General features: G+C 39.9%; 14 protein-coding genes and 1 pseudogene. 6 read left to right on the top strand and 9 right to left on the bottom strand.

The features are described 5' to 3' along the window. Nucleotides 1-282: 282 nt before the first annotated feature. Entirely contained in the window at nt 283-3,324 is a 3,042-nt protein-coding gene (locus H6G73_RS22370) for an MFS transporter (RefSeq protein WP_190608466.1), read from the bottom strand. Between the two features lie 388 nt (nt 3,325-3,712). Here H6G73_RS22370 and H6G73_RS22365 point away from each other — a divergent pair, with 388 nt between their 5' ends. After that, nucleotides 3,713-3,916 carry a chlorophyll a/b-binding protein gene (locus tag H6G73_RS22365; protein WP_190608464.1) on the top strand — a complete coding sequence of 68 codons (204 nt, stop codon included), beginning with the start codon at nt 3,713-3,715 and terminating at the stop codon, nt 3,914-3,916. Between the two features lie 26 nt (nt 3,917-3,942). On the opposite strand, the gene H6G73_RS22360 is transcribed toward H6G73_RS22365, so the two are convergent. Continuing rightward, nucleotides 3,943-6,297 (bottom strand): tetratricopeptide repeat protein, encoded by a 2,355-nt coding sequence (locus H6G73_RS22360; protein ID WP_190608463.1) that lies wholly within the window; start codon nt 6,295-6,297, stop codon nt 3,943-3,945. A 277-nt stretch (nt 6,298-6,574) separates the two neighbouring features. Between H6G73_RS22360 and H6G73_RS22355 the strand changes: the two genes are divergently transcribed. Both H6G73_RS22355 and H6G73_RS22350 read left to right on the top strand, forming a co-directional pair. After that, nucleotides 6,575-6,985 carry a hypothetical protein gene (locus H6G73_RS22355; protein ID WP_190608461.1) on the top strand — a complete coding sequence of 137 codons (411 nt, stop codon included), beginning with the start codon at nt 6,575-6,577 and terminating at the stop codon, nt 6,983-6,985. A 92-nt stretch (nt 6,986-7,077) separates the two neighbouring features. Further along, nucleotides 7,078-7,884 (top strand): hypothetical protein, encoded by an 807-nt coding sequence (locus tag H6G73_RS22350; RefSeq protein ID WP_190608460.1) that lies wholly within the window; start codon nt 7,078-7,080, stop codon nt 7,882-7,884. Between the two features lie 211 nt (nt 7,885-8,095). Here H6G73_RS22350 and H6G73_RS22345 read toward each other — a convergent pair whose 3' ends face one another. The 6 genes and pseudogenes from H6G73_RS22345 to H6G73_RS25025 all read right to left on the bottom strand — a co-directional run. Continuing rightward, nucleotides 8,096-10,630, bottom strand: coding sequence for a two-partner secretion domain-containing protein (locus H6G73_RS22345; RefSeq protein ID WP_190608458.1), 2,535 nt, complete (start codon nt 10,628-10,630; stop codon nt 8,096-8,098). A 161-nt stretch (nt 10,631-10,791) separates the two neighbouring features. Further along, entirely contained in the window at nt 10,792-13,275 is a 2,484-nt protein-coding gene (locus tag H6G73_RS22340; RefSeq protein ID WP_190608456.1) for a beta strand repeat-containing protein, read from the bottom strand. A gap of 73 nt (nt 13,276-13,348) precedes the next feature. Beyond that, nucleotides 13,349-16,027 carry a two-partner secretion domain-containing protein gene (locus H6G73_RS22335; RefSeq protein WP_190608455.1) on the bottom strand — a complete coding sequence of 893 codons (2,679 nt, stop codon included), beginning with the start codon at nt 16,025-16,027 and terminating at the stop codon, nt 13,349-13,351. A gap of 72 nt (nt 16,028-16,099) precedes the next feature. After that, a complete protein-coding gene (locus tag H6G73_RS22330) occupies nt 16,100-18,901 on the bottom strand; it encodes a beta strand repeat-containing protein (protein ID WP_242034283.1) in 2,802 nt (933 codons plus the stop codon). A gap of 125 nt (nt 18,902-19,026) precedes the next feature. Next, nucleotides 19,027-20,025, bottom strand: coding sequence for an L-lactate dehydrogenase (locus tag H6G73_RS22325; protein ID WP_190608453.1), 999 nt, complete (start codon nt 20,023-20,025; stop codon nt 19,027-19,029). A gap of 156 nt (nt 20,026-20,181) precedes the next feature. Then, a pseudogene (locus H6G73_RS25025) lies at nt 20,182-20,289 on the bottom strand (DOPA 4,5-dioxygenase family protein); the annotation flags it as partial. Between the two features lie 153 nt (nt 20,290-20,442). Here H6G73_RS25025 and H6G73_RS22315 point away from each other — a divergent pair. Both H6G73_RS22315 and H6G73_RS22310 read left to right on the top strand, forming a co-directional pair. Beyond that, entirely contained in the window at nt 20,443-21,030 is a 588-nt protein-coding gene (locus tag H6G73_RS22315) for a TMEM175 family protein (protein WP_244997454.1), read from the top strand. Nucleotides 21,031-21,078: 48 nt separating this feature from the next. Continuing rightward, nucleotides 21,079-22,248, top strand: a complete 1,170-nt coding sequence (locus H6G73_RS22310; protein WP_190608452.1) for an ARPP-2 domain-containing protein — start codon at nt 21,079-21,081, stop codon at nt 22,246-22,248. 54 nt (nt 22,249-22,302) lie between these two features. On the opposite strand, the gene H6G73_RS22305 is transcribed toward H6G73_RS22310, so the two are convergent. Further along, the gene (locus H6G73_RS22305) at nt 22,303-23,544 is read right to left on the bottom strand and encodes a PQQ-dependent sugar dehydrogenase (RefSeq protein ID WP_190608451.1); all 1,242 of its coding nucleotides are present in this window, start codon (nt 23,542-23,544) and stop codon (nt 22,303-22,305) included. Nucleotides 23,545-23,766: 222 nt separating this feature from the next. Here H6G73_RS22305 and H6G73_RS22300 point away from each other — a divergent pair, with 222 nt between their 5' ends. Then, on the top strand, nt 23,767-24,153 hold the full coding sequence (locus tag H6G73_RS22300) for a 4-Cys prefix domain-containing protein (RefSeq protein WP_242034282.1): 387 nt from the start codon (nt 23,767-23,769) through the stop codon (nt 24,151-24,153). Nucleotides 24,154-24,248: the final 95 nt, after the last annotated feature.

The following is a 24,248-nucleotide window of genomic DNA, read 5'->3' as shown; positions in this document are numbered from 1 at the left end:
GTTCAATATTTCATTTCATCTTAACCAGATAACCGTAATATTGACAGTACAGCAATGAAAGTTTTATAGAAACTATATGAAGTATGTGTAATTCCGCAAGTTATTTGTGTGGAAAGAGGTAGGGAAGATAGGAAGGTAGGGAAAAGGTGGAAATGAAGAGGAATAAAGACCATCAGCAGTCGCGCGTGGGGGAAACTGAGGACAAGGAGGAAATCTTCTTTTTCCTTCCCCTCCTCTACTCCCCCTCTCTTTCTGTCACCTGCTATACCTATCCTACCTCAACTAAACCAACACTACAGCGATCGCACCACCAATGGCCGCAAACAAGGCGGAAACCAAAGCAGTAGCAAACAACCACCAGGCCGCGTTTTCCGCAGCTTTCCTGGTTTCTTCTGCTTGGCGTTGGGCTTGATGCTTGACTAGTTCTAGCCGACGTTGGGCTTCATGTTGCAGATTTTCTGCCCGTTGGAGGACGGTATTTCTAGCCCGTTCTACTTGGTCAATGATGCGGTTGGCATCTGCCTCGGAAATGTCTTCACGGGAACTTAAAATTGCCACTAGGGTATCACGATTAAAGGTAGAAAGGCGATCGCGTAAAGCCTCAAATCCTGCTTGGGGGTCAGAGAATAATTGGCGAATATCATGTTTAATCCCGTCGTAATCTAATTCTGGTCTTTCCAAGGAGTTGAGATAATTACGAACTCTGGTGAAAATTCCCTCAATCACGTCTTGAATACGCCTTTGAATTCCCCGCACCTGGGCGACAAATTGGTCACGGGCGATAACGATATTATCGGCAATTCTGGCTGCTTCCTCATCTGTCATGTCTTCCCGGATTTTCAACAAAGCAATAATTGTGTCCCGGTCGAAGTGAGAAAGGCGATCGCTCAAACTTTCCATCCCCACCCGCGGATCATGCAATAATAACTGTACATCTCGTTTAATTGCCTCTGGGTTTAACTCTTCCTTACCCGTCAGCCGTAAATATTCTTCTAAATAGGTTTGGAAATTTTGTACCCGTTGCTGTGTACGGGTTGCTAACCGCCTTGGTGCCCGAATAATATTAAAAATTGAAGTCTGCACCGCATCAATAATTTGATTAACTTGGGCTTCACTCAAATCTTGTCGTTGACTAAGTAACTGTACCAAAGTTTCTCTGTCAATTTGTGACAAACGACGACGTAGGGCAATTACTCCCTCTCTCGGATTTGCAAACAATCGATTTAAGTCGCGCTGAATACCTTCAGGATTCAACTCTTCCTGACCAGTGTTCCTCAAATAATCAGCAATGGCAGAGGTAACAGAATCTAGTTGTTCTTTGCCCTTCGCTGCTACTATTTGTGGTGTATGACGGATGCCACGCCATAATTCCTCCACCACATCAATAATTTGATTAACTTGGGCTTCACTCAAATCTTGACGTTGACTCAACAACTGCACCAAAGTATCTCTATCAAAGCGAGATAAGCGCAACCCAATAGCCGCTACACCAGCTTGGGGATGATCTAACAGTCTGCGTAAATCAGCACGAATGGCATCAGGGTTTAATTCCTCCTTGCCTGTGTTACGCAGATATGACTCGATGTTTAACCACAGACTTTCTACTTGATGCTGGGCTTGCTGGGCTATACCTAAAGATTCTACCAACAAGCGATCGCGCTGGGTCTCCAACTCAGTCACAATGGGGTTAATTCCCCACTCTTGAATATCATTCCTTTCTCGCAGTATTTCCCCCATCTGTTCCCGATTCAACTGCGTTAGTCTGCGCGACAAAGTTTGATAATTAGCCTCTGGGTCTGCTAACAAAGGTTTAAAATCCCTCTCAATTCCCTCTGATGTCAAATCAGCCTTGGGAGTCACCAACAGATAACTTTCCACCCTGCGTTGCAAATCTTGGACCATTTCCCTTTCCTCAGCCGCAGTCACCGTAATTAACACCTCATCCCGCACCCCTAACAAGCGGTCAACAACCTGGTTAATTTGAGCTTGAGTTAACATTCCCCGTTGTTGGAGAATATTCACAAAATCCTGTCTGGTAATTTGCTCTAACTCCCTTCGCACTACACCAGGGTCAGCAGCAGGGTCATAAATCACATCTCGAAATTCCTGAGCCATTCTATCTGAACTCAGTTGCCAAACATAGGTATTGAGTAAATAGTTTTCAATATCAGCCCGAATGGGACTATAAGATTGTGCCGTAATTTTTTCTGTAACCTGATTTTTGGCATTAGTTAGCACTTGCCAAATCTTTTCTACATCCCATTCTGGCAAATCAGCCCTACCTAAAACCACCCCAGTCAATGCAGAGATAGTTTGTTGAATCACCCCAGGCTTTTGTGCTGTATCTTTGTTAGCATGAATTTCTGCCATTAATTGGTCAACTTTGGCATTCAGTTCTGCCGTTTGTCCTCGTCCTGGAGGTAATGATTGCAAATAATCAATTAACTCATGCAAGCGGTTCGTACTTGGGGCTTGTTGACTGACCACCTGTCTCCACACATGATATAAACTATCAGCAATTCGATTCACATCCCTTGGAGAAAGGTCTGTGCGACTCCTTACCAAATCCACAAACCTTTGACGGTCAATTTGTTGTAAATCAGGGCTATTGGCAATATTTTGAAACTGCGGTTCCTTCAATAACCTTTCAAACTCCGTCCGAATCATTGATATATCTAACTCTGGTGGACGCAGCTTTTCTATATAATCTTCTAAATTATTCCGAATACTCACCGGGTCAACTGCACTACTCAATTCTCGACGCACAACTGACGCAGCAGCTTCCGCTGTTGCCACTACTTGCTGATTCACATTCCTACCACTCAAAGCTGCCATTGCTGTGCCCACAATTGCTTGAAAGCCAGAGGTAGCAGTATTCACTACCGAACCAATTAAGGAACCAACAGTAGTTGTACTCACCCACATTAATAATAAAAAGTATGCCCCCCAAATGACTAAACCGAGAATTGCTCCTAATCTAGGGTCTAATATCAATAAACTTAACTTTACCGCTAAAAAACAAGCGATTAATAACGCAACAGTGACTGTAACTACCGTCCAAACTCCCAATTTTGTACCAATATTCCGAATGCCCCCACTTTCACTACTACCATCATGGGAACTTCTTCCTAAATAAGAAATACCCGCCGCAATGGAAAGATTCGTTAAAACTAATTGAAAAGCAAAAGCTAGGATCACACCAGAAATTAAAGCAATAAAAAAGCGAGGACCAGATGTCAGCACCGATGCTTGGGCTGGAGTAATATTTGATGCTGACCCAGGAATTTGGGACAATATCAAGAAAGATTTGTAGAGTACCTGCATGATTTGCATTTCCTACAACTAAGTGTAACTTTAAGCAGTTAATTTTTTCGTCTGGCTACAGACTAAGCTCAAGGTCTAGCTCCCAGAATCCAAAACTTTATGCCTTGATAACATCTCTCCAAAGAAAGAACCAAGCAAAGATAATTACTCTCAAATTTGTCTCTAGGGCTTACGGTTAATCAGCATTTCATCTCATAGAAAATTTTTGTGTTTACATTTATTTACAATTACCGTTTTTTCATCATCCCCAGGTGGATTTGTCTAGAGTTATACCTGTATATTTCTCATCCACAAGAAGTGTTGAGAGTTTGTGTCTAGGGACGGAAAGCAGGTGAATAACCAAAAGCTACATTGAAGTTAAGTCGTAAATAAATGTAAAGGAAGAAAAATGGAAACTCGCTCTTCTACTGATATCCCACCAGTTGCTAAAGCCTATAATGGTGTGGATCGCAACGGTTTTATTTTTGGTTGGAATCCCCAAGCCGAATTATGGAACGGACGCTTGGCAATGATTGGTTTTCTTGCTTATCTATTTTGGGATTTAGCTGGCTATAGTGTACTGCGTGACGTTTTGCACTTCATTAGATATTAACTAATACCAGTAGGGGTTTAGCAATGCTAAACCCCTACATTTTGTGAATCAATATTTTCTCTTTTTGCTTTTTCTACTTTCTCAACTTGCTTGGGTGCTTCTATTTCTTGATAGAGTCGGATAGCTTCATTAAAATTGGTGTTGCTGTTTTCAATTTCACCCATTTTTTGATATGTTAAACCTAGTTGATAGTATGCTTCCGCTAAATCACATTTAGCACTGATTTCTTCAAAAATTTGTATAGATTTTCCGTAAAATTCAAGAGAGTATTGATTTTTATTATGTTTTCTATAAATATCTCCTAAGCTAAACAGGTAAAAACCTTCACCCTGTCTAAAGTAAGTTAATTCAGAATATTTTTTCAAGAATTCACATAATTGAATTGCTTCTTTAAGTTGATTATGAGCTACTAATGCTTTTATTAAGTTATAAAATCCGTATCCTTTAATCCAGTGTTTATTCGTATTTTCTAAATATGATTTAAAATCCAATGCAGACTGCAAATGTTTCAGAGAGAAATTACTTTCTTTATTAAAAGAGAATAAAACAGATAAGCAAGAATGTATGTAAGTTAAAAATTTTTTACCTCCTTCACCAGTTCTTTTAGCTACATGAGCAATTTCTTCAAAAATAGAAATTGCTATATCATATTCTCCTATTTTCATGTATAGTAAACCTAAAGCTCCACGAATATCAATATATGATTCTGCCTTTAAATAATCTTTGCTTGATATTGAATAATCCAAAAATTCAATTGATTTTTTATATTCAAAAATAGCTCTTTTTGTATTCCCAACTATAGAATTTGCATCTGCCTGATATGTAAATATTGAAGCTTTCATACGATTTGGAATATTCTGTTTATCCCGCAGAAAATCTAAAATTTCAGAGGATTTTCGTATGTAACCAAAACCACGCAATTTAGGAATAAGTTCAGTATCACCGATTTTTTTCACTATTACTTTACTGGCATTAAGCCAGTCTTCGATAATTAAAAAATGGTAATAAGACTCAAACTTTTGAATAGCGTCAATAGGCGTTATAATATTTATAACTTCGTTGTTCCAAAATTTTGCCGCTTTACGATTTACCTCCTCCCATTCTCCACTTGCTTTCAACCTCTCTATGCCCTGTTGCTTAATAACTGGATGCAACCAATATTCCCCCTTATCAAATTCCACTAAACACCGATTTCGCAAAGCCTTAATTACATCTCTTCTCTTATCTTCTGGAACATCCCAAAGTAAAGATAAAAGTGCATTACAAGAAACTCTAGGTACATCCTGATAACGAAAACATCCCAACCGACAAAGCAGTTTATAAGCGTCAATATCTAAAGTTTGCAATCGGTTAAACTGACTTGCAACTAAATTTTTTAATTCCGTTTCTACACAGGTACTATTTTCTTGCCAATAAGCAGCCATATCTCTATCATAATCTTCTCTCATCACCCCAAAGAGGATATCCATAGCTTTGGCATTACCCCCATAAATTTTGTGCATTGCTTCTAATGATGGGATATCAAGTTTAATTTTGCGAGATATAAAAAATTCTCCCCATGCTTCCAAAGTCAACACAGCTAAAGGATAATGATAGATATTACAATCAATACGCTCATCACATAACCTTTCTCTACTGGTAATGAGGGTAAGAGACTGCACCTTTTCATCACCTAAAACTCGTAATAATTCAACATACAGACTATGTTTTTCAATCAACCTACCTTGTTTATCTAATGCAGGTTCTAGGTTATCAATTAATATGCCAACTCTGCGATTTTGTAATTGTTGCTTTAGCCTAGTTAGAGTAGTTTTAAAGTCTCTTCCTGGTTCTTCGTGAAAATATTGTTTTAACCAAGTTTCAATTTCACTTTCAACAGCAGTAATATTTTCTGTATCTTTCGCCATTTCTAGCGGTAAAACTAAATCAAAATTTTTATATAAATATTGCTTGGCTAAAGTCGTCTTGCCCACGCCACCTGATGCTTGAATGACGATGATTTTTATACCTTCATTAATGCGGTCATTAATATCATTAATTGCTGCATTTCTTCCGACAAAATTGCGCGCTTCTTCGTTGCATTTGGTTAAGATTTCAGAATTAGATATTTTCTGTTGGTCAGGAGGTAAATTTTGCTTGATGACACTTATGAGGTTATTTTTTGTAACTTTTCGTTCTAATGCTGTAGACAGTGCTGCCCATAATTCAGAACCTATTTCTCTAGCATACTCATCACTTAAGTTACTCTCCACGGCTATAGTTGGATAAGTTTTACCCTCTAAAGAACCCCTCAATACAGCCATCTGTGAATCATTGAGGGGTTTTTGAGTATGTTTTGCAATCAGACTTTGAGTGAAATTTACAGCATTATTAATATTCATTATAGAGCAGTTTTAAGCCGATATTTAGTGCATATTCACCAAATTTAGCATTTTTTAGCCACCAAACCAACGAAAACCTACTTTTTCCTACCAACTTTTTTATACTAACCCATTACTTTTTCTTACTGACAAGAATTTCAGGGTCAAGTATAGTCTTGATATTGATTGAGAAAGCAGTATAAAAAACTGAACTAATCAATCTAGACACTGAACTGAAGCGCAAGAAAAAACCCAACCCCTAAAGGTTAGGTATTGTAAATTATTTCTACAGGCTAGTATGACACGCTTTACATTTGTTGGTAAACCAATCAGAAGGTTTACCCAAACAGCATTTGCTGTACTTCCTTTTTTTCTCACTTTCTCCAGTGTTGTTTCTCCTGCTTTTGCAGAGTCTCTACAAGTAGGTGATAAATCATTTGAAATTATTGATGATATCAAGATTGTCATTAATAGAGAATCAATTGATGAACAACCAATGCAGGTAAATCAAAATGGTAACAGATATAAAATACTGAGATTTTTACCTGCTTTAACTCAGGAGAAAGAAATTGAGCCGCTACCAGGTCAGAAGAAAAAGCCAAACCTATTATACAGATTAGCACAAGTCCAAGACCAGCAAACGGGTAAAACTTTAACAGTTGCATTACCGATTATTTTCAACCCTCCCATTAAACAAATTGGACTGTAAATTCTGTGTTTTGTATGGCTGGTTATTTTGCTTATACCAGCCTTTCTTTCAGCATTCAGTTTTTGATCAATTCAAATATTTAGGTAATGATCATGAAGACTTTAATCAAGTTGACAATTTCTGCTGCTACTTTTGCATCATTATTGACGATTATTCATTCTGCTCAAGCCGCTACAATTACCGTTCCGATAAATACAGGAATAGCAGGTAAAACAGGAATGAACATTGGCAATCCTGATTCAAGTTTTACTTGGAACTATTCCGGTAATTATCAAGATCCACGTTATCCAACTTATGGATTCAATGATGATTTCAGTTGGATTATGAAAAATAACATTGGATCAAATAATGATTATGGTTCTGATGTTCCTGGTAATATGCCCAGTTTTTATGGTGTTGCACATATTTATCATACTTTTGAGCTACCCAAAGATGCTACTGATATCAAACTAGATTTTACTGCTATTGCTGCTGATGATCGTGTGGTATTAGATATCAATGGTAATGAAGTCGGTAGATATGCTTTTGCGCTTCCTGCTCATAGTTCAGCTTCAGGTAGAATGATGGACGGAAATAAAAATTATGTTCCTAAACAATTTGACGGGAATGGATGGGAAGGTTTTAAATTCAATAATCAAAATTTATTTAATGTAGGTGGGATAAATGTTTTACGATTCTGGGTCAATAACACATTTAGTACAGACCCAAATGCACCTGCAAAAGCTTTATCTAGCCAAGCAGGGGATTTAGCTTGGACAAATTTCAAAGGCACACTTTCTTATACTATACCTGATTCACAGCCTGTACCAGAATCATCAGCAACTTTAGGTTTAGTATTTTTTGGTGCTGCTGGTAGCTGGGTAATGCGAAACCGTAAAAAACCAGTGGTAGCAAGTTAAAAATTGAATATTTATTTACACCTATTGCGATCGCTCTCTAGCCACCTTCACATCAAAAGAGCGATCGCTTTCCTGTATTTATGGAAAATGAAGTGCGATCGCCCTTATTTTATGTAGCATACGCTGTAATTAATCACTTTATAGGCTTTACTATCCGTTAACAAAGCAATTGTGACTGAGTTTAGTTTCTAAATCAAACTCTAACTTCCAATTATTCTTTAGAAATTGGTGCACAAGTAACGAATGGTTGCAATTGAGCAGGAATTTTAGCAGCAACTAACTCAATTTGACCATGGCTATTGCGTCGCCAAGATGTCGCTTGTATGAGGATGTCTGGAGAAGAAGGTAATTGTGCATCCACTGTTTTTCGATATGCAGAGATGTCACGAATGTCAGACCAGGTGTGTAGACTTAAACCTTGGTAAACATCGCTCCTCGTTTCTTCTGTAGGATTTTGTGGAATTCCACCACGTCCGGTGGCGATAAAACTACTACCCCGATTATTTGCACAACCACTTGCTATTTGTTGGGATGGGTCAGTGACATTTGCAGGTAATTCAATTAAACCAGAATTGGGGTCAATACCAATATGATTAATTTGCACAGTACCATTAACACTAAACTGGGAACTGGCAGCGATGTCGTTGGTGGGATCAGTTCTGGGAGTGATGGTATCAACTAGTTTTAGACCAATCAGACTTTGACTAGTCATATCAATATTGCCGCCCCGACCTTGAATGGCATTAGCGATAATGTCACTGTTTTCTAGACCAACAATCACAGGTGAAGAAATTGATAAGTTGCCACCATCACCTTGACCAGCGGAAGTAGTGGAAATTAAGCTATTGTCCCGCATCAGTAGATAATTTTGTAAGTTTAATCTGACATCACCTCCATTACCAGAAGCAGTAGATGCGCTGATGCTACCTTGATGGTTGAGAAAAATGGAGTTGGCGTTAATCTGCAAGTTCCCTGCACTGTTCGGCCCATCATTTTTGACAGTGACAAATGCCCCATCAGTGACACGTAACAAAGGGGTATTAATCGTGAGAGAACCCGCTTTACCAGTAGGAATGGCTGGAAGTCCAAGGGCAGCTTGAGTGGCTGGATCAACAATTTCGGCACTGGAGGCGATACGGGCAGGAAGAATCGAGGTAGTGGATCTGCCTCTAACATCTACATACTCTGAAGCATTGACTGTCACGCTACCTGCTGCACCTGAAGCCACGGTGCTAGACCCTAGTATTCCACTGTCTCTAACTATTAATCTGGATGTGTTGATAAAACTGCTACCGGAATCTCCAGTGCTACTCGTCGATGAAATGACTGCACTTGATAATGTTGTGAAGGGGTTATTACCAGCAATTTCCAGTAAGTCTGCCACATTAAATCGTAGGATTCCAGCCTGTCCTGAACCAGCAGATAAAGTGCTGAGACTGCCACTATTCAGAACTCTCATATTACTGGTTGAGACGTTTATATCACCTGCCCTACCAGAGTTTAATGTGATGGAGGTAATGGAAGTCACGACAACGGGATTAGCGGGAGCAAATCCATCAAGGGCGATCACACCTGTTACATTGGCTGTAATATTACCACTAGCTATTGGTGTAAATGTCCAGTTATGGATATTTGCCCCTTCTGTCATGAATAAATCCTGGGCAGAAAGGTTAATATCCCCTGTTGGAGTAATGCCTAAGTTATCAATTTGGATGAGACTTCCTAATTTACCATCCGATGTATTGCCGCTGAGGTTAACAGTTCCAGTGGCTTTGATGGTAATGCCTTGAGATGGTTTTTGTAGTCCCGTGTTTTGTAGCAAAGCAGCAGAACCTTCACTAAAACTAATGTTCCGTCCTTGCAGTTGAATCGATCCACCGCTACCACTAGCATCTAACAAAGATTGTTGTGCTAAATGAATGTCATGGAATTGACTGACAGCGGAATAATTCCCAACCAACCCCGCAGATGTTGAGTTGAGTTTGACAAACCCATCACTCACACTACCTACTTCTAGATGCCCTCCTCCCTTGGTAGTAACAACACCACCGGAAAAATTCACACCTTTGCCAATCAATGCCAGGGTATTGCCAGATCCCACTTGTAACCCGATGGGATTTTTGCTGCGATCAGCGGGAGCAAAAAATCCTATGGTGATGTTATGTCCACTTCCTTGTACAACAATATCTCTTGAGTTTTGAGCCAACTGCAAACCGATGGGTACACTCATCGTCAATAATGGCGATACACTGAGGTTTTTTCCACTAAATTCTGTTCCATCAGCAAATTTGATACTAGTTGCTGTAGTTCCTACAAAGGAGCCACTAATATCTAACTTGGCATTGTTACCAAATACAATCCCTGCTGGATTCATTAAAAATAAACTGACAGCATTATTGGGATTATTATTAATCGTTCTAATTAATCCATCAATATTAGAAATATTTCCACCAGTTACTCGACTAAAGATAGTTGTAATATTAGGTGTATTTACTAAATCAAATCTTGCTTCACTACCCTTAGGCAGAGAGAAATTACTGAAGCTGTGAAATAAATTATTACCCTTTGCAGTACCATTAATAATTGTAAAAATATTGCCAGTGGGGTTGACAACGGTCTTTGTTGTCCCATCTGACGTTACTTGTGCAACAACAGGTAAAATCATTCCTGATGAGAGAAGTCCTGTTGTTAATATAGATACGAATATGTTAGTTTTCCAGTTATTTTCTATCGTAATTCCCCCCATCACCTAATCCTCCCTTTCATGATTTTACTTCCTTAGATTTAAAATTCCCTAAATCCCATGATTTATAACACAATGATTTTTGGGGAAACAGGGAAAGTTGTTTCTCCTCCAACTGCTAAATTCAGAGATAAAATACTGATAATTTGATTTAGGTTTTGAGGTTATTTAGATATCCCAGAACAGCTTAATGTTTGCACTGGAGTGGAAGATTTAGCTGCAACTAATTCAACTTTCCCTTGGGCATTTCTTCGCCAGGATGTGGCTTGGACAAGGGTTTCTGGGGATGGGAGGATTTTGGCTTGTGCTGGTTGGGTTTTGCGGTATGTATAAATATCACGAATATCAGACCAGGGTTGAGCGCTCCTGACATCTTGATTAGGATTTTCTGGTATTCCCCCTTTTCCTGTAGCCACAAAACTACTACCTTGCTTGACATCACAACCACTAGCAATTTGTTGAGATGAATTACTGAGATTTGCTGGTAATTCGATTAAACCAGAATTGGGGTCAACACCAACATTATTAATATCAACCGTACCATTAACACCAAATTGAGAACTGGCTGTAATGTCATTTTCTAAAGTTAGTTGGGGGCGAAACTTCAGTCCAAAGATACCTTGAGTTGTGATGTTAATATTACCACCATGACCTGTGACTGCATTAGCCGTAATGTCGCTATTATTAAATCCGACAATCACTGGCGAATTAATCATAATATTGCCACCATCTCCTGAACCGAGAGCAGTTCCTATAATCAGACTCTGATCTCTAAGAATGAGCGCGTCGCTTTGGATATTCATATTACCGCCTTGTCCTGAAGCTGTAAAACTAGCTAAAAAGCCCTTATTTAACTCCAGCCTTTCTGTATTGATATTCAGCGTACCTGCATTCCCAATTCCATAGTTACCAGTATTAATTCTGGCTTCATCACTAATTTTGAGGATAGGACTATTAACAGTCACTTGTCCGGATGAACCTCTCGGAATTTTACTCACATTGATTAATTGGGAATAATAACTGGCACTCAGAGAGCTAACTGTTGAAGAAATATTACTACCATAGCTAATATTTGGTGAGCGACCACTGATATTAATCCATTCCGTCGCATTCACGGTTAAATCACCTGCATTACCTACTCCCAGACTCGCAGTTGTCACACTACCACTTGCCTTGATTGTAAGGGTGCGAGTATTTAGTGTCAGTTTCCCGGCATTACCACCATTCCCAATAGTAGTATTACCAATAACACTAGCAATACTGATGGGAGTTGCGCCAATGACATTCACACTATCGGCATTAATTGTTACTTCACCACCTGTACCAAGTCCAAAGGTTGTGGAGCCGAGATAACCACCATCTAATACAGATAGATTCTGTGTTGTGACTGTCATGTCACCAGCCTTGCCTGTAGAGAATGTGAGTGTTCCGATTGCTGCGTAGGCTGAAGGGTCGTTAGGAATATAACCGCTGACATCGAGATTAGAGGTTGTGATGCTGAGATGTCCACTATCAGCAGATTTGTAATTACGGTTACTGACTATCGCACCATTATTAACGCTTAAATTTGGTGTGACAATGCGAATATTACCGCTCATACCATTGTTGATGGTCTCGTTGATAATACTGGTACGGATTTTCAGGTTAGTAGTAGCACCAGACAATTTCAGAGTATCAGAGGCAAAAACATCGATATCTCCAGCCTTTTGCACTCCTCGATTTTGTACCCATAATACGGAGCCATCTGTGAGGCGAACTTTGCGACCTTGTACTTGAATAGAACCTGCATTAATGCCATTGACATTTACTAGCGATCGCTGTGCAAGATTAATATCACCAAATCTAGAAGTGTTTTGATAATCTAGGTTAAATCCTTGACTGACTGCATTGAGTTTAACTTCACCTTCAGCTACACCACCGAGTTCAACTCGTCCTTCCGGAGCAAGCAAAATCCCACCATTAAGGTCAACAGAAGAACCCAAAAGTGCTAATGTACGTCCCGATTTCACAGCCAAATTAGCCTCTAATACTGTAGGAATATAGGATGTAATTAGTGGATTTTGAGAGGTGAGATGATGTCCAGTTCCTTGTAAGGCAATTTTTCCTGAGTTTTGACCAAACTGCAAGCCAATGGGTACGCTCATGGCTAGCAAGGGGTTAGCAGTAGCATTAACTGCACTAAACTCGACTCCATCAGCAAACTTAATAATATTTGCTGTCGTCCCTACAAAGGAGCCGCTAATATCTAACTTGGCATTTTGTCCAAAGATAATCCCATTGGGATTCATTAAAAATAAACTGACAGCATTATTGGGATTATTATTAATAGTTTTAATTAATCCATCAATATTAGAAATATTTCCACCTGTCACTCGACTAAAAATAGTGGTAATATTAGGCGTATTTACTAAATCAAATCTTGCTTCACTACCCTTAGGCACAGAGAAATTACTGAAGCTGTGAAATAAATTATTACCCTTTGCAGTACCATTAATAACTGTAAAAATATTGACAGTGGGGTTGACAATTGTCTTGGTTGTACTATCTGATATCACTTGGGCAAATGTGGGTAATGTCAGTCCAGAAGTGAACAAACAAGTGATCAATGTACCAAAAATTCGCTTTTGCCAATTGTCAATTACTTTCATCTCAAATTACCCCAAGCTGTCTTAACAGTTAGGGTTCCCAAGGTGATATTTTGACTTACACAATCAACAATATTTATTTACTTTTCTTTACAGCAGCACAGGTAACGAATGGTTGCATCTGAGTAGGAGATTTATCTGCTACTAATTCAATTTTTCCGTCAGGTAGACGATGTACACCGACTGCTTGGACTATAATCTCTGAAGATTGGGGTATTTGTGTCATCACCGGGTGATTTTTTCGATATGCAGAGATGTTACGTAAGTCAGACCAGGTGCGTCGGCTTAAACCATCATAGCCATCTTTCTTCATTTCTCCAGTGGGATTTTTTGGTATTCCTCCCCTACCCGTAGCAATAAAACTACTGCTACTAGTAGCAGAGCAACCGCTGGCTATTTGTTGAGAGGGGTCGGTGAGATTGTTTGGTAGTTCTACTAAGCCAGAATTGGGATCGACACCAACATTATTAATTTGCACAGTGCCATTGACATTGAATTGGGAACTAGCAGTAATGTCATTTGTCAGAACTTCTCTAGGATTGAGAAGATTGCCATACTTCAGTCCAATGATTCCCTCAGTGGCGATGTGAATATTACCACCTCTTCCCTGGACTGCATTGGCAATAATGTCACTGTTTTCTAAACCGACAATGTTGGGGGCGTTAATCGTAATATTACCGCCATTACCACCTGCCTGTGCGCTGATGATACTGCCATTTCGCATCAGTAAGACATCCCGCAGCTGTAGGTCAATGTTACCTCCTTCACCTGCATTGGCTTCAGAACGCAGTTTGCTAGCTTGATCCAACTTCAGATCATTAGTTTGAATGAGCATATTACCAGCATTTCCTGTGCCTTTGCCGCTCACTACAATTTCGCCGCGATCGCTCAGACTCAAATTCTTCGTGGTAACATGTACTGAACCTGCAATACCAGGGCCTGTAGAAGAAGCATACAACCCACTTGGGCCTGTGGCATCCAAAGAGTAAAGCAACTGACCACTGGGTACTTGGCTCACACCTGCAATATTGATGGAATTAGCTTGAATGGAAATATTTCCAGCTTGACCATAGGTTTCAGTTGAGGTAGAAATTCTGCCTCCGTCCAGTAAGTTGAGCTTACCAACAGTAAAAGTAATGTTGCCACCTTTTCCCTTACCTAAACTAATCAGTTCGTTAGTAGCAAAATTGTAGTTACCATTTGTGGATGCAAAAAATCTGGTTGCCACTCCAGTTGATGAACTGCCACCTAAAGTTACTTCGTCAGCGTTAACAATAATGTTTCCCGATGTACCTTCACCATAAGTACCAGTCCGAATACCGGGGCCATTTAATACCTCTAGTTTGCCGACATTGAGAATGATATCTCCACCCTTACCTGTGGCATATTCACGGTTACTGGTACTCATCCCCGTTAAAAATGCAGGTTCACCTGTGGCCGTCTCACCTGTCACACTCAAGTTATCGGCTGTGACAAGAATATTGCCACCATCACCCGTACCTCTGGCGGTAGCTCGCAATTCAGCCCCATCCCGAATGTTGACTTGTGTGGCATTAATGGAGACATTACCGCCGTGACCTTGGGAACCATTCATCGTGTTAGATGCTAGGGTACTGACACTAAATCGCTGTTTTGTAGGTGTATGGATTGCTTCCCCAATCACATTGACAGTTTTACTCTTGACTTGAATGTTGCCCGCATCTCCAAGACCATAAGCACGGGTGTTAATTTGTGCCCCATTTAAAACATTAAGAATAGGCGTTTCAATTGTCACATCTCCACCCCTTCCCCCAGCTGTGGGTTGAGAGTAAGCTGTAATTGCAGTGTTAGAAAGGGCTGGCTGACCAATTAGTTCTAGGGAATCGGAGGCTTTGAGGAGAATGCCTTGTCCTGAACCTGTGCCTAAAGTGTGAGAAGTGAGAGTTGAAGAGCCAGACAGGGTAATTTTTTGCCCCTGGAGAGCGATCGCACCACCTTGGTTTCCACTAGTATCTATTTTAGCAGCGTTAATCAAGTTCATATCTTGGAACTGAGTCACACTATTGAAATTTAAGCTGAACCCCGCAGTATTTGCAGACAGTCCCACCAGATTATTTACAGCCACGCTCCCTAATTCAACTCTGCCATCGCTAGCAGTAATTACGCTCTGATCAAAGGTTAATTTATTTCCCACCAGCGCCAATGTCCTTCCCACTGGCACTTCTAATTTTGCCCCCTCAACTTTAATGGACTTGGAACTGCTCCCCATTTGTAAGCCAATGGGTACGCTTAAGGTGAGTAAAGGTGAATTCCCTCGATGTTTAGCACTGAATTTCAACCCATCGGCAAATAATAAACTTTCGGCAGTTGTAGCCACAAAGGAGCCACCTATTTGCAGACTGGCATTTTGTCCAAAGATAATGCCACTGGGATTGAGCAGGAATACATTAGCACTACCATTGGCTTTAATTAGACCATCAATTAAGGAAGCACTACCACCAGTCACACGACTAAAAATATTCTGTATATCTGAAGCATTGTTGAAGAATGCAGAACCGTGGCTGGGAATTGAGAATTGACTGAAACTATGAAATAAATTATTGCCGACGCGATCGCCATTTGTAATGGTGAAATTCTTGTCATTCGAGTTGACAATTGTTTTGGTTGTACCATCCGATGAAACTTGAGCAAATGTAGGTGGTATTAACCCGGAGGTGAAAAACCAAGTTACCAAAATACCGAAGATTCCCTTGTGCCCACTGTCAATTACTGTCATGCCAAATTACCCCAAGTTGTCTTACCGTTATGGTTCCCCAAATCATATTTTTACGAACACAACCAAAAGCATTTACTCAATTTTCGCTAAAGCTGCACAAGTAACAAATGGTTGCTCATGATTAGAAGATTTATCAGCGAATAAGACCACCTCACCTTGGGCATTACGATGCCAAGAAGTAGCTTGAACCAAAGTTCCTGGTAATGGGTGTATTGGGACTTGTAGGGCTGTTGTTTTTCGGTATGTAGAGATATCACGGATATCAGACCAAGTGCGTAGGTTTAGCCTGTCGTAGACATCGCTACCTGTCTCTAAACTAGGATTTTCTGGTATTCCTCCCCTACCTGTAGCAATAAAACTGCTGCTTTGATTTTCAGCACAACCACTAGCTATTTGTTGGGATGGATCTGTGACGTTGCTGGGTAATTCGATTAAACCTGAATTGGGGTCAACACCAACATTATTAATATCAACAGTACCATTGACACCATATTGAGAACTAGCAGTAATATCGCTTTCTCCCGTAGGTTGAGCACGGAATTTTAAACCAAAAATACCTTGAGTAGCGATCTGAATATTGCCACCGCGTCCTAACACTGCATTGGCAAAAATATCACTATTTTCACCAGGAACAGCCACTATAGAATCCGCTGTAATATTAATATTTCCCCCCGTAGAACTGCCACTAGCATTAGTTGTAATGTTGCTATTGCGACGTAATACCAGAGTGTCAGCCTCTTGGATAATAATATTGCCTTGGTTACCACCCTTAACTTCCGAACGCAGACTACCATGATGATCCAGAACAATATTTTTGGCATCAATCCTCAAGTTACCTGCATCTCCCATCCCAGTATTGCTAACAGTAATTTCTGCCTCGTCATGTACAAGTAAGTTGTTAGCAGTAATTTTGACCGTTCCTGCATCAAAGTCAGTGGTAGAAGAAGCAGAAATAGCACTCTTGAGATATTGTCCATTCACTAAATTTGGGGAAACGCCTTGCACATCAATGTTTTTCACCTTTATGTCTAGATTACCTGCATTTCCCTGACCGGAACTAGAAGAGATAATTTGTCCACCATTAAATACCCGTAGATTATCTGCTGTCAGTTGAATATTTCCACCTTGACCAATGGCATCTTTAACTACTGCAACCGTGATCCCACTCACTGAATTGCTAACGCTATCAATCACTGGGTTACTAACTTCTACATCTGTAGCCTGAATATCTAGATTTCCAGCTTTACCCTGTCCACCTAAAGCACTGGACACTGCACCACCATTGGATACTGCTAAACGTCCAGTTGTGATAGAAATATTCCCACCTTGACCACGAGCAAACGGCTGAATAGAACTGATGACTGCACTAGTAAAATTAACTGGTGTAGTTCCAGAGATTTCTAAGCTCTCAGTTGAGTTAATTGAGATATCCCCAGCCTTACCAGTAGTCAACCCAAAGGCAGAACCAAGTAGATCGGTACTGATACGAGATCCATTCAGTACACGAACTCGATCTGCCTCAATGGTGATATTGCCACTATTATTATTTTCGCCACCAGTTACCAAGGTAGTAATGGCGCTAGGTCGAAACGACTGGGTACCAAAAAAATCAAAGGGAAATGGGTTGTAGCCCTTGACTTCCACATCCTGGGCACGAACAGTAATATTTCCAGTCTTAGAATTGCGAATTGGAGTACCGTTGAAGAAGTTAAAGCCAAAGTTGACAGACTGTAACCAACCGCCATTGGCAATACGTAAGCTTGGAGTCTCAACAGTAATGTCTCCAGCTTGGGCATTACTCGCGAATACACTGGTGAATATTCCTGGTGTAGCATAATTTAACGGGTCAGAGACACCTAACAACTCTACAAATTCTGTTGTTGTGACAGTAATACCCTTTCCTTTACCACGAGAACCATTAGTAGCAGAAGATATTCCCGCACCCTCTTTGATTGTCAAACCTCGTCCACGAATGTTAATAGCTCCCCCATTAAACCCTGTAGTATCCAGGTGTGAGGATTTACGTAAGGTGATAGTTCCCCAATCAGCAGAAATAGGACTGGTTATTTGCAATCCAGCTTGATTATTTAACCCTAACTCTGCATTTTTCAGTGCCAATAACTCAAATCTGCCATCTGGATTACTAATTATGGCAGAATTGAAGTCTATGTCTTTACCTACTAATGCCACTGTTTGCGCTTTAAATATTTGTGGAAAATTTGAAGGATTCTCAGGATTCTGAGGATCGGGTAAGAAATTCAATATTGGCTTGCCTTGAGCTTTGATAGACCCGGCATCGACTCCTAATTGCAAGCCTACGGGGACACTCATGGTTAATATTGGTCTGGTGCTGGTATCTTTAGCACTAAATTCTGTACCATCGGCAAATTTGATACTTTCCGCAGTTGTACCCACAAAAGAACCACTTATATTGAGACTGGCATTAGCTCCAAACATAATGCCGTTGGGATTCATTAAAAATAAACTGACAGGATTACTGCTATTGAGTGTTTGAATCAAGCCGTCAATATGAGAAATATTTTCACCTGTCACCCGACTAAATATGGTTTTGATGTTGGGTGTATTGACTAAATCAAAGGTGGCTGAACCATCTGTTGGTACTGAGAAATTACTAAAACTGTGAAATAAGTTCTGGCCTTTTGCTGTGCCGTTCAGAATCGTGAAGTTATTGCCGTTGGGGTTGACGATTGTTCCGGTTGTACCATCTGATGTCACTTGGGCAAATGTGGGTAATGCTAACCCAGAAGTGAATAAACAAGTGATCAATGTGCCGAAAATTCCCTTTTGCCAACTGCTAATTACTCTCATAGTAGAAATACCCCAAGTTGTCTTAACCTTTAGGGTTCCCAACATGATGTTTTTACTAACGCCGTCAACATTACTTATTCAGCATTTTTCCGGCTCTCTGGTGATCTACAGCTACAATGGTGCGATCGCTCTCTTGTCATCAAGGATAAACAAGTCCAGCCATCACTAAATTAAAGATCCAATTGTTCAATAATTTGACGGAGAATTTGACTAGACAGTTGTAACTGTTGCAACTCAGTCTGATTCAGTGACAGATTTAAAACCCTTGTAACACCTTGACGATTAACTACAGCAGGTAAACTCAAGCACACATCTTGAATACCATGAATATTATTAATGAGACTGCTGACAGTTAAAACTCGGTTTTGATTACGCAAAATTGACTGTGTAATTTGGGCTACAGCCAAACCAATCGCATAGGAAGTTGCCCCTTTACGCTGGATAATCTCGTAAGCAGCATTCTTGACTTGTGCAAAAATTTTGTCTAATTCTGGCTCTATCTGTTCGTCTTCTTCTCTTGTTTCATCTAGAATGTGCATTCCCGATATATTTACTTTGCTCCAAACAGGAACTTCACTATCACCATGTTCCCCAATAATGTAAGCGTGTAAACTACGGGGGTCAAGTTGTAATTTTTCAGATAATAAATAGCGAAACCGTGCTGTATCAAGAACTGTTCCCGAACCAATGACACTAGAACTAGGCAACCCAGAAATTTTGAGACAGACATAAGTCATGATGTCCACTGGATTCGTAATAATTAGCAGAATCGCTGTTGAACAATATTTCACAACTTCTGGAATTAGGCTTTGAAAAATTTCTACATTTCTGTTAACTAAATCTAAACGGGTTTCTCCTGGCTTCTGCTTGGCTCCAGCAGTAATAATGACAATATCTGCATTTTCTCCATCTGCTAAAGTCCCAGCCCTGATTAATGTTGGTTCAAGAAAGGGTAGTCCATGATTTAAATCCATGACTTCCCCTGCTAATTTGTGCTGATTAATATCAACAATTACAATTTCATCTAAAATATTTTGGATCAATAGCGAATAAGCACAAGCCATACCTACCTGACCCGCACCAATAATTACTCCTTTGCGAGGTTGACGAATGATAGAAGGAATAATTTTTTCCTCTAATGAGGGTGTAAATAAGTTTTCAAAATTCATATAACCAATTAACCTATGTAATACTCATGCGTATGTACGAATTGCCCCAATGGTTGAAAAATTAGCGATTCATCCAGATTTACTCTAGCGATAAATTGAGCTAATCATCTTTCTATTTAATCGAAGAAACCCGCACGGGCAAGTATATCGCTGAATTTAGATATTGTTCAACTTTTGTAAGAATTCAATATTTAGCTGTAGTTTTTCTCCTAACCACAAAGAATGTTCTGTCTGGTCTTGAATGTCATCTCCTGTTTCTGGATGAACTAATACATCTCATCCTTCAGGATGAGTCATTAACCAAGGAAAAATTTCGCCAAATTGATGTCGTAAAAAAGCACCTTGATACATTTGTTTGAGTAATTTACCAATCAAATTCGCGGTAATATAATTTACAGTGGATTAGGCAAAAAAAGAGTGGGTATACAGATGGGCAAAGGAAGATTAGAAGCATTCAGTGATGGTGTCATCGCCATTATTATCACCATTATGGTATTGGAGTTGAAAGTACCCCACGGTGATGATTTAGCTGCCTTGGTTCCGCTAATTCCTGTGTTTCTCAGCTATGTGCTGAGTTTTGTATTTATTGGGGTTTATTGGAACAACCATCATCACTTACTACAAGCCATTCGTTACGTTAATGGTCGTATCCTTTGGGCTAACTTACATTTGCTGTTCTGGTTGTCACTAATTCCGTTCGTGACAGCTTGGATGGGTGAAAACCACTTAGCAGCAGTACCAGTAGCATTGTATGGTACCGTACTTTTGTTTGCAGCGATCGCTTATTTTATCCTCACCCGCACCCTCATTTCCCATCATGGCGAGGATTCTACCTTAGGAATTGCCCTCGGAGAAGACCTCAAGGGAAAAATATCAATTGTGTTCTATGTGCTAGCAATTTTACTCGCCTTTGTTAACTCCTGGATTGCCTGTGCCATATATGTTTTAGTTGCAGCTATGTGGTTTATTCCTGACCGCAGAATTGAAAAAACTTTGACACAATGATGAGAATCATTGATAAAGATAAATATTAAATCCTAGACACACCATTCTATGGTATCCAAAAGGAATTTATTAGCAGACATCTCACTTAAAGGACTAGAAATCGCTCCTTCTCAAGTCTGGGGTTCAGTGCGAATAGTCCCCTTATTGCGCCATCAAGTGCGTAATGATTTGCGTTTACTACGTCGTCGCTATGATGAAGATTTAACCATAATTTCCTTGGATAAGGAAATGAATTATTGCTCCTATGTTCCCCATGGATTAGTGTTATCTTGGACTGATAACGGTAGTCCTGTGGGCACTTATGGAGGACAGCTTTTTAAAACAGATGGTAAACAGCTAAACCATAGTTGTGTTAGTGTCCGATTAATGCACCGCATGGTCAAGCGGGAATCTCATAATCAGTTGAGGTTTTTACCATTGCATCTGGCAATGGAAGGCTTTTTATCAATGTTTTTTTCTGGCCCTGATATCGCTTGGCGTGAATATTCCAAATATGCCCTTTCTTACGGTCTAGGTTCCCGCGTAGAAAGTTCTGTTCTTGGACGTTATATTGCTGGACTAGAAGATGCTTTGCGGGTATTTGAAATTCATTCCCAACAAGTTGGAGTATTAGTATTTGTTGCTGAAGCCTTAGCATCAGCTTTTGTCGTCCCCACACCAGAAGATTATCGCCTTTTGCACAATAGTTTACTAGAAGATTTCTATGGTGAATTGTTGTATCAGTATGCCCTCCTGCACGACACAACTTTTCCCATGAATGTATCTTTAGATGAATCAAAAATCAATAATTTACAAGATTTGAGAGTTGCAGTAGAAAATATGCGCGCAGATTGGGCATCTTTTCAAGGTTTTATGGCAGAGGGACTTTTAGGACGTAGTTTAAACTCACAAAAAGTTTATACTGCTGGCTCGTTTATATTACAACGATTTATTACTGACCTAAATCCTAAAACAGAAAATCATATTGGGGAAGCAATTATTCGTGATAATGGTGAATTAGAGTATTTAAAAACTTATCGCTTATCAAAAATGCAGACTCGGCGAGTTTATTTACTCAGTCAATTAGCAAAACATAATTGGAATTTGGATGCTACAGCTAGTAAATTAGGTCATACAAGAGAGGAGTTTGTCTTGCGTTTGGAAAATGTAGGTTTTGGTTATTTACTAAATGCAGAAATACGACAAGCGGCACTGAAAAAAGCCAAAGGTAAAAGGTGAGATGCTTTTTTCATTTTTATTGAATGCAGATAGACGCAGATAAAAAGGAAGAAATCAGCTTCCACTCCTGCGAGTAATGCGAAGAATTTTATCTTGCTGTGAAGGACAACTCCCGCGACCATCACAGTTACTGGTAGTCACATATAATTCCCCATCAGTCCCCATAATCACCTCTCGTAATCTTCCATATTCACCTTGCAAATACACCTCATGCATCTCGATTTGTTGAGGAGACTGGGAATTAAAAACCACTCGCTGCAAGTGTTGGGAACGGAGACTAGCAATAATTAAGCTTCCTCTCCACTCAGGAATAGAATTACCAGTATAAATTGCTGCACCACCAGGCGGTAAAGCTTCACGCCAAACAATAGATGGAGTTACAAGCCCTTGCTGGGATTCACAACGGTAAATATTCGGCCAGCCTAAATTATCACCTGCTTTTGCTAAACTGAGTTCATCGTGACCCCTTCTTCCTAAATCTCCACTGGGGCCATGGTCTGTTACCCATAAAGTTGATTGATTAACCCAATCAAATCCTTGAGTATTGCGAATCCCAGTGATATAAACAGGATTTTTACCAAAGGGATTATCTGGTGGTACTTGTCCATCAGGAGTGACACGCAGAATCTTACCACCCAAACTCTTCACATCTTGAGAAATTTGCGGTTCTCTAGCATCACCAGTGCCAATGTAAAGCATTCCATCGGGGCCAAAACGAATGCGACCACCGTTATGAAATTGCGCTACAGGGATATTATCAATAATTACTTTATCTGGTGAGGCCGTGAGTCCATTTTGGGCTAATTGCCATCGTTCAACACGATTCACCTGCGCCCCATTTTTATCAGCAGTATAGTAAAGGTAGAAAAATCGGTTTTGAGCAAAGTTAGGATGAGTAGCAATGCCAAGTAAACCATCTTCACCGCTTTCTGTGACATTGACAGTAGCTACTGGTTGAGGAATCAGTTTACCCTTCCGCACAAGACGAACTCGTCCAGGTCGTTCTGTCACCAGCATATCTTGATTGGGTAGAAACGCTATTCCCCAAGGAACTTCTAGACCTGTTACCACTTCTTCAACTTGTAGTTTGACCTTTCCTGGGGCACCGAAGCCATTTTCCACTAAGGTACAGGCTAGATTTTTGGTCAAATTTTGTTGGCTGACCGATGTAGCTGTAGGAGTTTGTTGATTATTAATGTTCGCAGATTCAGTTGTGGGTAAATTGCAAGCAGAAAATATTGGTAAAACCATAGCAAAAAATAATTTTCTGGCAACCATATTTCTTGTCAGCTTCATGATTTGTGGTACTCCAAAAAACTGATCACTGCGAGGTACTGCATCAAAAAAATTCTCACTTTTAATGTCAATGGTAACAAGATTCACTAGACATTGGGTGGTAATTAAATGTGCATAGTTGGAAACCCTTGTAGAGACGTTTCGGCGGAACGTCTCTACTGTAGCTTTTAAAAGTGAATTAGTTTACAATTATACTGAGTCTATCTGTGCTTACCAGTACCTATGAGTCAATGTCTTAACCCCAATTGCTTGTATCAAAACCCATCGGGAACTGCGTTTTGTCAGCGTTGCGGGAGTAAGATACTTTTAGGTGATAGATATCGTCCTGTGGGTTTTTTAGGTGCAGGTGGGTTTGGCAGGACTTTTCAAGCAGTGGATGAACATAGATTAGATACTCCCTGTGTCATTAAGCAATTTTTACCCCAACAGTCGGGAACTGCTGAGTTAGAAAAAGCTACAGAGTTATTTAAACGGGAAGCAGTGAGACTGCGAGATTTAGGTAAACATCCGCAAATTCCCGATTTACTGGCTTTTTTTGCTCAAGAAGGAAGACTGTATTTAATTCAGGAATTTATTGCTGGGGAAAATCTGTTGACTCAGAAATGTTGAATGTCGATACAAAACTTTACATCTTTAGATAGAGTAGCTCTAAAAAGCCTAAAATAGTCAACATAACATTATCTCCTCAAGCCAATGAACATAAC

This window comes from Richelia sinica FACHB-800 (assembly GCF_014698825.1).
Lineage (GTDB): Bacteria > Cyanobacteriota > Cyanobacteriia > Cyanobacteriales > Nostocaceae > FACHB-800.
The sequence above is the reverse complement of the archived record's forward strand: the minus strand, read 5'-3'. Positions and strand labels throughout refer to the sequence as shown.